At 42.2% G+C, this 15069-nt stretch carries 11 protein-coding genes; 9 read left to right on the plus strand and 2 right to left on the minus strand.

Annotated elements, in window-relative coordinates; translation table 11 throughout:
• The first annotated feature begins 279 nt into the window (after positions 1-279).
• The 3 genes from L3V36_RS23100 to L3V36_RS23110 all read left to right on the plus strand — a co-directional run bounded on the left by L3V36_RS23100 (position 280) and on the right by L3V36_RS23110 (position 2686).
• Positions 280-1596 carry a serine/threonine-protein kinase gene (locus L3V36_RS23100; RefSeq protein ID WP_208775709.1) on the plus strand — a complete coding sequence of 439 codons (1317 nt, stop codon included), beginning with the start codon at positions 280-282 and terminating at the stop codon, positions 1594-1596.
• A 2-nt stretch (positions 1597-1598) separates the two neighbouring features.
• On the plus strand, positions 1599-2186 hold the full coding sequence (locus tag L3V36_RS23105; RefSeq protein ID WP_102448442.1) for an ECF-type sigma factor: 588 nt from the start codon (positions 1599-1601) through the stop codon (positions 2184-2186).
• Positions 2187-2434: 248 nt separating this feature from the next.
• Positions 2435-2686 (plus strand): DUF6482 family protein, encoded by a 252-nt coding sequence (locus L3V36_RS23110; protein ID WP_065682885.1) that lies wholly within the window; start codon positions 2435-2437, stop codon positions 2684-2686.
• 92 nt (positions 2687-2778) lie between these two features.
• Here the strand turns inward: L3V36_RS23110 and L3V36_RS23115 are convergent, their stop codons facing one another.
• Complete coding sequence (locus L3V36_RS23115) at positions 2779-4020, minus strand: NADH:ubiquinone reductase (Na(+)-transporting) subunit B (RefSeq protein WP_065682886.1); 1242 nt, start codon at positions 4018-4020, stop codon at positions 2779-2781.
• A gap of 344 nt (positions 4021-4364) precedes the next feature.
• Here L3V36_RS23115 and L3V36_RS23120 point away from each other — a divergent pair, with 344 nt between their 5' ends.
• Genes L3V36_RS23120 through L3V36_RS23135 form a run of 4 tightly spaced genes read left to right on the plus strand, consistent with a single transcriptional unit; the run spans position 4365 to position 9225 of the window.
• The gene (locus tag L3V36_RS23120; RefSeq protein ID WP_065682893.1) at positions 4365-5657 is read left to right on the plus strand and encodes a serine/threonine-protein kinase; all 1293 of its coding nucleotides are present in this window, start codon (positions 4365-4367) and stop codon (positions 5655-5657) included.
• Positions 5658-5659: 2 nt separating this feature from the next.
• Entirely contained in the window at positions 5660-7096 is a 1437-nt protein-coding gene (locus tag L3V36_RS23125) for a chromosome partitioning protein ParA (protein ID WP_102448441.1), read from the plus strand.
• On the plus strand, positions 7096-7668 hold the full coding sequence (locus L3V36_RS23130) for a sigma-70 family RNA polymerase sigma factor (protein WP_102448440.1): 573 nt from the start codon (positions 7096-7098) through the stop codon (positions 7666-7668). The genes L3V36_RS23125 and L3V36_RS23130 overlap by 1 nt, the downstream gene beginning before the upstream one ends.
• Before the next feature lie 3 nt (positions 7669-7671).
• Positions 7672-9225 carry a hypothetical protein gene (locus tag L3V36_RS23135; protein ID WP_208775708.1) on the plus strand — a complete coding sequence of 518 codons (1554 nt, stop codon included), beginning with the start codon at positions 7672-7674 and terminating at the stop codon, positions 9223-9225.
• Here L3V36_RS23135 and L3V36_RS23140 read toward each other — a convergent pair.
• Positions 9222-10091, minus strand: a complete 870-nt coding sequence (locus L3V36_RS23140; RefSeq protein ID WP_102448438.1) for a hypothetical protein — start codon at positions 10089-10091, stop codon at positions 9222-9224. The genes L3V36_RS23135 and L3V36_RS23140 overlap by 4 nt on opposite strands.
• Before the next feature lie 222 nt (positions 10092-10313).
• On the opposite strand from L3V36_RS23140, the gene L3V36_RS23145 reads away from it, so the two are divergent.
• The gene (locus L3V36_RS23145) at positions 10314-12599 is read left to right on the plus strand and encodes a hypothetical protein (protein WP_102448437.1); all 2286 of its coding nucleotides are present in this window, start codon (positions 10314-10316) and stop codon (positions 12597-12599) included.
• Between the two features lie 236 nt (positions 12600-12835).
• Entirely contained in the window at positions 12836-15031 is a 2196-nt protein-coding gene (locus tag L3V36_RS23150; protein WP_208775707.1) for a putative Ig domain-containing protein, read from the plus strand.
• The last annotated feature ends 38 nt before the right edge of the window (positions 15032-15069 follow it).

A 15069-nucleotide genomic window follows, 5' to 3' on the forward strand; every position in this document is an offset into this window, starting at 1 on the left:
CATTAATTATGTTTAGAGCTTGAGAAACATCCATAAAAAAATCCAAGTGCATTAAATACACTTGGATTTTGACAGCTCTGAAGGATCCTTCAACCGATCGCTTTGGCTTTAACTGATCGGCATTAAGGCTTAGGCCTGCTTTTTATTAACCAGCTTGAACAAAAAAAGAACGCACAACGCACTGATATATAAAAAATTATAAAAGATTGTCAAATCTCAGCAAAATCTATAGTTCGTGCTTATAGAATCCCGTTCATAGTAATTCTTGAACAAGTGATAATGTCAGTAGCCAACACCCGCATCACCGATCTTTTTTATCAATTATTGGATCTATCTGAGGCAGAAAAAACCAAATATCTAAAAGAATTAAAAGCACACCAAGTCGATCTATATGACAAGATTTATCCCTTTATCTGCACCTCAGAGCTAGAGCCTATTACACATATATTTGGTGTAGGCGCCCTCCAAGCTACAAACAAAAAAGCGACTTATTCTGATACATACATTGATAAGTACCACCTGTCTTACGAAATAGGTCGTGGAGGTATTGGTGTTGTCTATGCGGCGACTCGAGTGGACAAGACATTTCATCAAAACCTTGCCATAAAACTCATTCAGCCAACACTGTCTCACCTCATAGATAAAGAATACTTATTTCATGAAGCCCAAGCACTTGCGACGTTGAACCATCCATATATAACCAAAGTGATCGATGGAGGGACGCATGAAGGTTCTGTTTATATCGTAATGGAACACATAAAAGGTTGCACCCTTAGTGAATACCTTGCTACGTATGCATTAAACAAAACAAAGAAGCTCAATCTATTTTTAAAGATATGCGCTGCTATCTCACACGCACACAAACACCAAGTTCTGCATACCGATTTAAAGCCAGAAAATATATTAATCGATTGTGAAGGTCACCCGAAGATACTCGACTTTAATTTAATGAGAGGAATCAGTGACCAATTGTCTGCTTTCCCAATCACAATCAATGCCTACAGCCATGACTACGCTAGCCCAGAGCAAATCAACGGAAGCCCACCCACTGTCCAATGTGATATTTACGCTCTAGGAAAGATCTTAACTTTCATGTTTCCTAAACTACCGATAAGTCAGGGTGACCTCCGCTGCATAATTAAAAAGGCAACACGACGCCACGCCTTACTGCGCTATTCGAGTACCAATGAATTATACAGCGACATTAAGCAGCTGCTCGCTTGCCGTCCGATCACAGCACATCAAGATCAACCATTCTACTCCGCCCTGAAACTATGCCAGCGCCATCCAATTCAATGTGCTTTGTCTGCAGTACTTATCTCATGCGGTGTAGGGCTCTACGCGCCTTTAATTAAAAAAAGCCAACAGCTTCAAATAGAAAAACGAGCATCAGAGAGAGTCACAAAACAATTTGTCCGGACACTTTCTCAAATAAAAGAAAGCCATAAAACGAAAGCATCAATCAATGCGGTACTCAAGCATACGCACAAAGCTGTTTTAGGAGACCCAGACATACCAACAAAAACAAAGGCGAAGCTATTACAAATAATCACCCCGCAGGCTGCTCGCTCAGAATCAAAAAAAGGAAACTGCTAAATATGAGTAACCAACTAACCGACATCGAATCGATCGTGAGCGATTGGAAAGCAGGCTATAAAGGGGCTGAACAAAAACTCTATCATTTCGCTTACTCACACCTTTACACACTCGCCCAACAGGAGCGAAAGCGGAGTACAACCAAGCATGAACAAAGCTGTTGGGTATCTTGGAATAGTATCAATAATACAACGGCTTTGGTTCACGATGCTTACCTCAAGCTCTCTTCTGCTGACACTCAATCAATAAAAAACACTCGCGATTTTTTATTGCTGGCAACAAAAATAATGCGACAAATACTCATCGATAATGCTCGACGTCAACAGGCACAAAAACGCCAACAACCTGCATCCATGAACCATCCAGAACAAGTGCATTTCGAACAACTAATCATTATGGATAAAGCGGTTGATCACTTCACTCTAAACTACCCAAGACAATCAAAAGCGTTCAAGTTGAAATACCTTATGGGCCTTCAAACTCAAGAAATTAGCCAACTTCTAACCTGCAGCGATAGCTTAATTGAAAAAGACTTAAAATTTTCTCGCTTCTGGTTAACGAGGAAAATAAACGCACACCAAACCTATTGAAATTAAATGTACGGGATTTCACTTTAATTTCGCGTCTTGTGAGATGAAGATAATATGAGTTGACGAAATGATTCAAAACTTTGGCGCTGCAACAAAAATTAACCGACCTCGCTGTTGATCCGATGACAACTAGATAAACCAGAAGCTGTGCTTTTGGTTTTTTCATTTCTAGCGCACATGAACCTTCAAACAACCATCAACGTAGATACAAAAACCAAAACTTATCTAGAACAGCAATGGAGTTTGTGATGAATCTACTAATTGAATCATTTGAAGGCGGGATTTACTTGGCTTACCAAATCATTGACGAGCAAAAACAGTTAATCAAAGACGACCACCAGCACCCAATGAAGTTTTTGAGTGTTAACCAAGCACGCGACCACTTTAGCGACCAAGGCGTGGCGTCGGCAATGCTGGTTCACAACAGTGCCTACGACGAAATGTGTGGTGAGCATTGTGGCCACACCCAACCGTTCGAAATTGATTTGAAGTGGAGTTAAATCAACTTCAAATCAATCGCGATAAAAATTAAAAGGCTTACATCAATGTAAGCCTTTCTTATGGGAATCACTTTTCCTCTTATTCATTTAAATCAACGCAGTGTCCGCTTCTGTCTGCGTTTGATGTTTTGCTCTTTCACAATAAAATCGAACAGTGGGGCGAAGAGGTTTGCGAACAAGATAGCCAGCATGATGCCCTCTGGATAAGCAGGGTTGAGTACTCGAATACCAACCGTCATCACACCGATAAGAATACCGTAAGCCCATTTACTCTGATTGGTAAAAGCGGCAGAAACTGGGTCGGTCGCCATAAAGAAAGTACCAAAGGCAACGCCACCCAACACAAAGTGCCAGTAGAACGGCATAGAAAACATCGAGTTGGTTTCGGATCCGATCCAATTCATCAAACTAGAGGTCGCCACAAGGCCAATAATCACACCCGCAACAATGCGCCAAGAGGCTATCTTCATGGCAATCAGAATCAGACCCGTCAACATGATAAGCAGTGACGACACCTCACCCATCGAGCCCGGTATATTACCGATAAACGCATCCATCCAGGTGATCGCCTCGCCAGTCATATTATTGATAAGCGAAGTACTACCACCCTCATACCATTGACTCAGTGGTGTCGCGCCTGAATAGCCGTCAGCGGCAACCCACACAAGTCCACCCGACATGTTGGCTGGATAAGCGAAGTAGAGAAACGCGCGGCCTGCTAGTGCAGGGTTAAGGAAGTTTCGTCCTGTACCACCGAACAGCTCTTTGGCGACAACGATACCAAAAGTGATACCTAATGCGGCTTGCCAGAGCGGAATGGTTGGCGGGAGGATTAGTGCAAACAGCACCGAGCTGACAAAGAAGCCTTCATTAACTTCGTGCTTCCGAACGACTGCAAACAAGACCTCCCAGAAGCCACCCACAACAAACACCGTGGCATAAACAGGCAGGAAATAGAGTGCACCAAGCAACATCTGACTTGCCCAGCCACTTGCTATCAATGACTGCGCATCACCAAATGCCCATGACAAGCGCCAGCTGCTTTCAATAACAGAGGTAAGTTCGTTAAGTTGATAACTGGACGTTAATGCGAGGAAGCTTTGGTGTCCGACGTTATACATCCCCCAAAACATCGCGGGAAAGGTCGCTAGCCACACCAGAATCATGATTCGTTTGAGATCGATACTGTCTCTAACATGGGTCTGACCTCGGTTTACGTTGCCAGGCGTATAAAATATGGTGGCGAACGCTTCATACACTGGATACCATTTTTCATACTTACCACCCGCTTCGAATTGAGGGGATACGCCCTCTAACCACTTATTCAATTTCATATCTTTATAACCTCATTTTATGTGAGTCAATGGCAATACGAAACAAATAAGGTTAGAGAGCAATTTGCATAGTCCACCTTCATAAAGCGGACCTTTAACCAACTATTTGCCATGAGCCTCTGAGAAATAATCAAGAACCAAACTTTGGGGAGAAGATCACACATCGTTTTTCCCTGAAAATTTCTCAAAAATGCGACTAGTTAGCTCATTTTTTCATATGCAATTGATAAAAATATCGAAAAAGCATCTAAAATTCTTATAGAATGCGCGCATAATAAAAAACATAAAAAAGATCAGTTGTGCAAAATAAAAGCAGTGGTTCCACTGAGGTTTTTTATCACCTCATGGATCTCTCCGACGCGGAAAAAAATCTCTATCTAGAGCGACTAGAGCAAGAACAACCCAGCTTATATCAGCAAATACTTCCTCTCATTAACGAAGTATCCTCAGAGCAGATAACATCACTGCTCGGCTTTCACGCACAACAAGCAACAGGATCCGAACTTAGCCTCACCGACACCTTAGTCGATAAATACTATATATCTCATGAGCTCGGTCGCGGTGGTATGGGAGTTGTCTACTCAGCCAGTCGAGCAGATAGGACCTTTGAGCAAGACTTAGCGATCAAATTCATACAACCAGCTCTTACACATATTTTAGGTAAGCATGCTCTATTCCAAGAAGCGCAATTACTCGCACATTTAAACCATCCATGTATAGCCAAAGTGTTTGACGGCGGAGTCTACGAAGAGTCGGTCTACATTGTGATGGAACGGGTTGAAGGGGAAACACTTTCTCTGTACTTACAGAATCGTTCTTTCAGTGAAAAACAAAAGCTCAGTTTATTTAAAGAAATTTGTTCAGCAATTGAACATGCCCATCAGAAACAAGTACTGCATGCTGATCTCAAGCCTGAAAATATCTTAATTGACCCTTTGGGTTCACCTAAGATTCTCGACTTCAATCTAACCCAAAAGGTCAAACAACCTGCACCCCACCAAAGCTCAGATGCCTCCATACTAACAGCCTACAGCAAGGCCTATGCCAGCCCAGAGCAGATTGCAGGTCACTTCTTAACTCAACAAAGTGATATTTACTCACTGGGTAAGGTTCTAGCATTGATTTTTGACTCTTCTTCAAACTTAGATATTAATCTAATTGTAGAAAAAGCGACAAACCACGAACCTTATCGTCGCTATGCCAGCGTAAGTGAATTGCGCCAAGATATAGTACGTATCTTAGAGTTCCGCCCCATTTCTTTGAGAGAGAAGCAGCCGCTCTATTCATTAGCAAAGCTCTTAAAGCGACGCCCGGTGCAGAGTGCTCTAACGATTCTATTACTTCTGTCAGGCGCCACATTTTCAACAGCGATATTCCATAAGAATGTGCAGCTACAAAAAGAAAAGCTAGTCGCGGAAGAGATGATGTATGAAGTGACGAGCCTGCTGTTTCATGCCAAAGGCAGTGATGCAGCAAAAATGTCAGTAGGCACGATGCTTGAACTCACTAGACGTCGGATATTATCAAACCCTGATTTACCCAAAGACGTTAAACAAAAAATGCTATTAGCCATGCTGACGCCATCACCTGAAAAGTCCGTGATTAACAAAAATAAAGAAAAGTCATCCAATAATTAATTATGAAAAAAATACTTCTCCTACTGATAACTCTCTATTCAACAAGTCTTTACATTCGTGCTAATGGTAGCGAACCTCTCACCGGGTATTTTATTGATTCCCCAGTATCAGGGCTTTACTACGAAACCAGCTCCAATCTTTCGGGCACCACTGATAAAGGGGCATTCCAATACAATTCAGGTGATATCGTCAGCTTTTTTATTGGCACCGACAATTCGGGTTACTTGCTGACAACGCTTTCGGGCCAGGAGGTAATAACACCAACCCTCTCGTCAACTCGTCCAAGCCGCAGCATCAACATGACTCGTTTACTTTTATCGCTTGATGATACTCCAGAACACCGCGATGAAATCATCTTAGCGAGTAAAGTTTTATCTGACGTAGAGTTTCAAAAGAAGCTCAAAAATCTCGACTTAAGCTACTTAGATGCTCAAGAGTTAGGCATTGATCTTGTTTCAGTCAAAGAAGCGGCAAGACACCTCAACCAGAGCCAAGAATACATCAAGAATAACTTCGCCTCAGAGGAAATCATTTTTTCTCCGAAAGACAAAGTGCTTCATAATATTATTATTGCTAAGAAAGACTATGCCGGACGCGCCTGCTTTTACGACTTAGCTCATCACACTAATCCAAAATACAAAGGTCCGATTGGAGAGCTTAGTTACCAAATCACAGACACAGAACTCATTCAGTTCCCAGGAACCGGCGACTATTTTAACGGATGTAACCTACGCCCTTACCAGACACCCCAGAAGATCATTCGCGAGCCATTATCCAACAGCGATGGTTGGACAGGCTTTACCAGTTGCGCTCAAAAAGGCTGCACTCGCCATGATTTGAGTGGATTCTCAATTGAAGACTACAACGATGAAGGGGACTGGAAGTACCGTACCGTTGCATTAGATTTTGATACCGAAACTGAGCTATTGATGGAAAAAACCCAAGGTTTGGGACAGAAAGAACACATCCGTCACTCAAACAAAGCTGAGATGATTTGGTTTACCTACACCAATAATCGCGGTAATCACATCCCTTATGAAGGTGTTTGGCAACATACTCAATATCAACAAGCCGACATCATAAATGAGTGCCTACTCATCAAAGATAAACGCATTTTTCTTGGCCCAAGCGACACTGAGACATGCTCAACAAACCACCAGCAATACACGCAAGAGGTTACAGAAAAATTTGGAGATATGTGGTGGCTGACGAACCCAGAGCCTACAACTTCTCTTGCCCAGATGAATGTCACCGTGCGTTGGTATGACTCAGTACCACAGCAGCATTTCACCGCATGGGAATATTTACCTGCAGGTCAAGATTGGGACCAAGGCATACTCTATAGATTCAAACAAAAAATTTCACTAAACCCTGATAAATCCCATAATATCAGCACCCTATCAGTTTCTGAATTTACCAAGGTGAGGTCTAACAGCTAATGGCAACTGCAACTCCAGATATCACACAAATCATCCAACAATGGCAATCCGGCGATAAAAGTGCCGAAACCGATTTATATCAATTCGCTTACTTACAACTAAGACACATTGCTCAACAAGAACGGTCTCGCAGCGCCCAAAAATATGGTACTGATAATCAAGTACTGAGCGACAGCATGAACAGCACGACTGCTTTGATTCATGACGCTTACCTGAAGATCTCCTCATCTGACCTTCAATCGATCAAAAATAAAAAAGACTTTTTCCTTATGGTTGCAAAAGTGATGCGCCAGATTTTAATCGATAATGCTCGCCACCTTCAGGCAAAAAAACGCCAACAGATAACCATACTGAGCGACAGCCAAGACGATAGGTTCGAGCAATTAATGATCATGGATAAAGCGATAGATAACTTCAGTATTCATTATCCACGGCAGTCTCAAGCCCTCAAGCTCAAGTACTTGATGGGTATGAAAAATAGAGAGATCAGCGATCTCCTAGAGTGTAGTGCAAGTCTGATTGAGAAAGATCTCAAGTTCTCTCGCTGTTGGCTACAGAGCAAATTGGTATAACGCATGAAAAAACGTGTATCTCTTGTTGTGTTAGTTGGGTGTAGTAGTTTGTTTGGGCTTCCATCATGGTTAGCTTCACAAGAACCGTCCACTCAGTCATTGTTAAAAGAAACCAAGTCATCGTTATCCGACCCGGCGTCCTCTAGGGCTGGCTCAAACGAGGCAGCTTCCACTCCATCGAATGATTCAGAAGCATCCCTAAAGGCTTTCATTGAAAGTAAACCAAAACAGACGCTCAAGGTCGTAGCTACCTCTGCATTGACTGCCTCCGGGGAGCCTGAGTTTTTACGAGAAGAATTCATGCCATTTGACACTGTCACTCAAACGTTGATTGTATCAAATGAAGGCGAACGAACAGACCGCAATCAAAAACCACGAGTAAACTCAGCGATCCAACAGAGTATTCAACACGAAATCAATCAATGGCCCTTAACGGAAAACTCTCCGATTAACCACTCGGTTGATATTACAGGACTATTTGAAGATCCTGATGATGACCTACTGACGACACAAGTCGCCGTTAATCACCCGAAGTTCTCAGTTTCGAATCTCGGCGAAAAGACAAGCATCCAAGGCACCCCAAAAGTAGGTGAGGCGCCAACTCAGCTTATTGCTCGAGCCAAAGATAATTACCATGGTTCAGAAGAGAATGCATGGGTTACAACCCGCTTTTCTCTCCCTTCGATCTCTTCAGGGCTTGAGGAAGATGGTTTGCACCCTTTGATTGGTGACACTTGGTATCGACTGGAAACCAACCATCGATTTTCAGGCAAGACTTACAATTATGAAAAGGTATACTGCGAAGCTTTTAAATTTATCAATGATGAAGTGTTCTTCGCATCTTCGAACACCTTAACCACCTGCCCGAATGAATATGAACTGCGTATAGTCGGGAGTTATCAGGTTGATGGCGATACTCTTATCGTCTCTAGCACCCAGTCGATATTTGATAATGACATGCGCTGGAAAATCTTAGAAACCTACCCAAGTCACCCGACGTTCACCACCGCTCATGTGGCACAAGTAAAAATGGGCAATGAGTATGAAACTTATACGGTTGCCTCTAAAACTCAAATAGAGCAACGCATAAACACTATTACAGGCTTAGAGGCACTACAACTGACACCTGTCAACTATATGTACTTGGCCAACGACGGTCACTACTACTTAGGTTGGTATGGTATGCAAATAAGCAACTACCAACAATCAGATCCGACTTCACCAGATAGAATGGATGGTGATCTCAATGTACAGTCTTACAATACAACGGTTATTTGCGAAGATTTACTCGACAAATTTAATCACTACTCTGTTGGTGGGCAAGGGGTGTACGGTGAGATCATTGGACAAACCATCGGGGAGACCTATGAACCTATCGAGTGTGGTGAACAGCCATTGGGCAACCTTCAATACTCTTACTTTGATGTCGACTTTCTCGAATTCGATGAGTTCAAGCATGGCGAAGTATTTAGTATCATACTTCGCCCTAAGCTCGAGTGGCGTCATAAGGTTGAAGAGATCAAACTCAATGTTCGATATCTAGACCCTAACTCCTAGAAGCTCCAAAGAGCCTGTAAGCCAGTACTGAATGTATAGGTGTCGGCTTCAGGTAAGGTCGCATTTTTTTGTTCGGTTACGTAATCGGTACACACTCCATCAACCATGGTTTTACAGTATGTGGTTGTCACTATTTCTGTATCCGACTGAAAACGCTTCTCATAACCAAACATTGCATACCAACCTAAGTGCATACCGGATGTCACTTCATAGCTCACCGATCCTTCCACTGCTGCTCGATAGCCGAAGTCGTAGAAGTCAACATCCTCAAATTGCGTATTCGAAGTCACACTCCAAACTGGCAAACCAAAGGTCGCCTTACCACTGATGTGCCATTTATCACTAAGATACAAACTACCGTCATCGTAGGCTAAACCAACATCCATAAAGATATCCGTCGAAGTCTCCTCCCACGTACCGTAAAAATATTTGTTCCCCGTATCGGTATGGTTTTTCACGCCGTAGCGTGTAAACGTCTGATAAGTAAGAGATGGACCACCAATTACACGCCAGTTATCTTGCAATTTGTAGTGTAGCTGAATGTTGGTTACCGTCTTCAAGTACTCCATCTGGTTATTCTGAACGGAAGCGCCATTATTAACCCAATCCTCTTTTGAACTCTGAGGAGAAAATGATGCCAGTGCATCAATAGAGAAATCGAATCTATCATTAACGTAATACACCCCCCCCGTATTTAGTGTCGGGTTAGTCACCGTTACATCCGACCTTAACCCACCAAAGTGCTCTTGATACGTCACATTTTCCAAACCAACCGTGAAATACGAGTAGCCATATTTATCACTATCATGTGTTTGTTGGGCCATTACCAAAAACGGCAATAGACTCAAACCGATCCATTTTTTCATTTTTATATCTATCAAACTAATTCGGGGCAGCATGCTATTGAAATTTGAAATCGATTAGAAGAGCGATCGTGCAAATAAAAATCAAATAAATTTTACGGTTTTTTTATGCCTTTACGTGCGTTGAAAAGACAATCAACAACAAGTAAAACATTCACCAGTTAAATGTAAATATCATAAAATGAAACAAACAGAGCTTGGCTAGAGCTCTACAAAGGATATGAAATGAAAAAAGTTAGTTTACTAGCAGCGTCAGTTGCTCTTGCCTTAACAGGCTGTGGCGGCTCAGATAGCGATAGTTCAAGCACTCCTCCTGATGGTGTAGTGATTACAGCTATTGATGGTTACTTACAACACGCTGAAGTTTGGGTCGATGTGAATGGCGACTTCGAACTAGATGAAACCGATACGAAGCTGAGCATCGAAACAGACGAAAACGGTCAGTTCACTCTGCCAAGCAAACACAAAAGCAGTACTGTATTTATCAAAGCAGTTAAAAACAAAACAATTGATAAAACACGCGGCTTAGTTACAGACAACTTCGAACTCGCGACACCAGCTGGCTCAAGTATCATAAACCCAATGACTAATATGGTCATTGAGCAATTAGAAGAAGCGAACAATAACGGCTCAGAACTTACTCAAGAAGAAGCAGAAGCAACGGTTGTTAAATCAGTAACGGATTCTGGTCTAACAGCCTCTAAAGAGTTAATCTTTGGTGACTACATTGCTGACGATTCTGAACAAGCACAAGCACTGAACGTAATTGGCGAAACACTAGTTGATCACTCAAACTTAACTATTGAAAAACAAATAGAACTGACTGAAGCTGTTGCACTAGAAGCTCAAACAGTCATCTCAAGCGATGAGAGCCTAGATGAATTCTCTCCAATAGTAGAAATTCCAGCAGATGATAGCCCAATCACGGTAACACCTAACTCTCGTCCTGTTGATAATAAGAATGGCATATTAGGAAACATTACTCTTGCTCCTTCAGATGCTTGGGTAGACTTAGATGTTTCTGATTTATTCCAAGACGCAGACAGCGATACATTGACGTTCGACCTTAAAGAACTAGCTAACAATCTCAACGGATTAGCGGTTGATATCAACACAGGCATAATCACTGGTGATCTAACAACACCTGGCACTTATAACTACCAGATCTTCGCGAAAGATTCTCACCGAGCACTGTCATATCCACTGAACCTTAAAGTAATAAAGCTAACTGAAAACCAATCACCCGAAGTGATCGCAGAAGAAGAAAAAAGACTGCAAAGCGTGATTAATGGCTGGCAACTTCAAGAAGGTGAAATATTTAACCAAACCATCGATCTAGCAGGCTTATTCAACGATGAAGATGGTGATGTCGTTAAATACCGCTCTGGTGCTCTGACTGTTGATGGATTAACCATTACCCCAACGGAAGACACAAGTTCAATCGTTACTATTTCGGGCACACCAAGTAAATCGTACCAAGCAGGACAAACCTTCAATGTCGGTGGCGTTGATAACGATGGCGTACCAACCTACGTGACATTTACCTTACCAGAAGTGTTAGAAGGTACCCCTGTAGAGCCGCCACAACCAGAACTAGGCTTTACACAAGTACACTTCGATAAAGGTGGTGTATGGCAAATGGCTAGCTTTGACTACGGTGACGCAGAGGTAGCGTTTGCATCTCTACGCGTTAACAATGGTCAGAATGAACTGTGTTTTGCGACAGATGACTCTTCTGCATTCTCAACGCTTAGCCGTCAAGACTGGTTGAGCACGCTAGACTACATGCAGCACAACTACTGGGATCTTGGCCGAGATAGCCTGCTCAAAGGTGACGACTGTTTCGCAGTCACATTAAATAACAACGGCACGGTTGATTTGCCTGGTGATGCTGGTACAGATACGGCAACAATGCTCTACCAAAACGTCACCAAAAACGGTGATTATCAGATTGTGATGCTAGTCGAAGAGTCTACTGGCCATAAAGAGCTGTTTTGGATGGACTCAACAGAAGTAGAAGATGGTGTTAACTACAATTCGTTCTCTTACCCAGGCCAAAACGACATGACAGTTGGAGTAACTCTTGATGAGTTCCTACTTGTTGATGATGATGGTGGACGCAATGACCTTTACCCTCTACTTGATAAGTTTACTTATTCAATGACAGGTAAGAATGCTGAGAACCTTGCGGAAGGCAAATACACAGCAACACCAATCACTGAGCAGGGTCAAGATTGGACAGCTAACTGGATTGTTGGTGAGAATATTGATGACTACAATAAAAAACAGATCAACCCATACTTAGGGCTAGTAGAGGACAACGACGACTGCAACTGTGTTGTAACTCGTCGCTACTTTAATTACCGCGACTTTGGTGAACTCACTATCGGTATTGGTGATCACAATAAAGATGCACAATTTGGCTACGGCCACGATGACAACGGCTTCTTCTTTATCAAGTCAAATCAAGAGGAAACGATCAAGCTCATCCACGACGCTTGGAACAAGTAGAGCACTGAATCTTTAACACAAAACCCCGCCAAAGCGGGGTTTATTTCCCTAGAAACACAATAACAACAGCAAATACACCTCACCAATAACTAATCCCACAAATTTTTTATGACAATTTTTACGGATTTTCTATTAATTTCCGTATCTTGCACCTACCGAATACAAGCTGTAAAAACTAGCCCGTTTTTATATAACTTCAAAAAAATAATAGATTTCACTCGGTAAGGATGGAAAGAATGAAGAAGGTTAGTTTACTAGCAGCGTCAGTGGCTATTGCATTATCAGGTTGTGGCGGTTCAGATGGTGGTTCATCTGACGAAGCAACCCCAGGCGGTATCGTGATTACTGCCATCGATGGTTACTTAGAAAATGCACAAGTTTGGATTGATACAAACGGCAACCTAAAACTAGATTCAGAAGATAAACAGCTTGATAGCAACACCAATGAAAACGGTGAAATTACTCTTCCAAATGAGTACAAAGACAAAGCTGTTTTTATTAAAGCAATTGCTGGTCAAACTATCGATAAAACTCGCGGCTTAGTAAACTCCGACTTTGAATTAGCAACAACTGCTGGTGCTACTGTTGTTAGCCCGATGACCAATATGGTTGTTGAGCAAATGGAAGCAAACAGCAGCCTTACTCTAGAACAATCTCGAGAGAATGTGGTGAAGTCAATCACTGACTCAGGACTTGAAGCGTCTGACACTCTGATTTTTGGTGACTACATTGCTGATGAATCACAAGAAGCAGAAGCACTTAACGTCATAGGTGAGACATTAGTCGACAACTCAACCATTTCTGTTGAGCAACAGCTACAGCTAACCAATTCTATCGCAGAAGAAACGAAAAAGATTATCGATGACCCAACCGAGAACCTAAAAGATTTCTCTCCTGTTGTTGAAGTACCTGAAGATGGTGGCGCACCTATTGTCACGCCAAACTCTCGCCCTACGCACGACCAAGCCGATGGTCACCTAAACCCTGTTGTTATTATTAAAGGTGATGCTTGGGCTCCTATTGATACGTCTCTTAACTTTAGTGATGCTGAAAGCGATACCTTAACTTATGAGCTAAAAGAGCTTACAGGGACGTTAAATGGTCTGAACATTGATAGTACAACTGGTGTTATTGGTGGAAAGCTCGAAGCAGCAGGTGAGTTCAATTACCAAATATTCGCAAAAGATGCTCATCAATCACTGTCTTACCCTTTAAATCTAAAAGTAACGGTTGAAGCGGACAATACAGCACCTGTCCTAAACAAAGCAGAACAAGCGCGCCTTCAGTTAGAAGAAATAGATACTTGGTACCTGCAAGAGGGGGAGGCTTTCTCTCAAGATATCGACATTAGCAACCTATTTACTGACGCTGATGGTCATATTCGCCGTACAAGCGTTGGACTTGGCGGTGTCGTTCCTGGCCTATTAAGCGATACGGATCTAGAAAATCTAATCATTACGATTTCTGGCACACCTGCTCGCCCATGGAACCAAGCTGGCAAGATTACTATCTCTGTTACTGACAATGATGGTGCAGAGTCTGAAGAGTCTCTATTACTTATGCCTCACGTATTAGAGGGTACTCCAGTAGAACCACCAACGAGTTTTGAAAACACCTATTTGTACGAATCACCAATTGAAGGTTTTGATACAGAAGACCACTACTATGGTGCAGGTGCTGTTTGTGAGGTGCGCTATTTCGACTCTGTGACCAAAGAGCTTTATGGTTCAAAACGTACATTAGAGAATTATGAAAAGTGTCCTACCATTGACGCGTCTATCAAACCAAGTGACAACGTTAATTTTGAATCATACGGTGCTTACTCGATTGATTCTGAAGGTAATTACATCCTAAATGTAGAAGAAGGTACTGACCTAATTACTATCAAGTATAAACCTGAACAGCGTGGAGACTATTTTATCATTCATGGTTCAGAGACATTAACTGGGGTAGATATCATCCCTGAAGTTTACAACCTAATGTATGCAGCTTACACCAACGCTGAAGACATCAACTCAACGATTGGCCAATGGACAACCGACGGCATCGAGAATGATAACTGGGTTGAACGTCAAGTGCATTACATTGATAGCAATGGCTCTGTTCAACAGATGAAAGTTGATGCAGCGATGAATAGTGTTGACGAAAACTGTGTAGGCAATATGTGTGAATCAGGCCAAGCCGATGCAGATATCTTCATCAATATGAGCTGTGATGATGTCAAAGACATTTATTCTTTCATCGCCAACTATTCTATATCAGAAACCCCGATAATGTGGGATGTAGCTTTCTACGAGCAAGGTTCTGAGTGTAGTGTCGATTTCACATCTTACAGCCCTATATCTAACGGTATTCATACGCTATTAGGCGAAGTAAATGAAAAATACCAAGGGCACTACGAAGACATTAGTTTTAGCTTCTTAAAAGACTAAAAACAAAAACCCCAGCACATCGCTGGGGTTTCTTTTGT

It is taken from the genome of Vibrio sp. G-C-1, assembly GCF_021728015.1.
Lineage (GTDB): Bacteria > Pseudomonadota > Gammaproteobacteria > Enterobacterales > Vibrionaceae > Vibrio > Vibrio splendidus.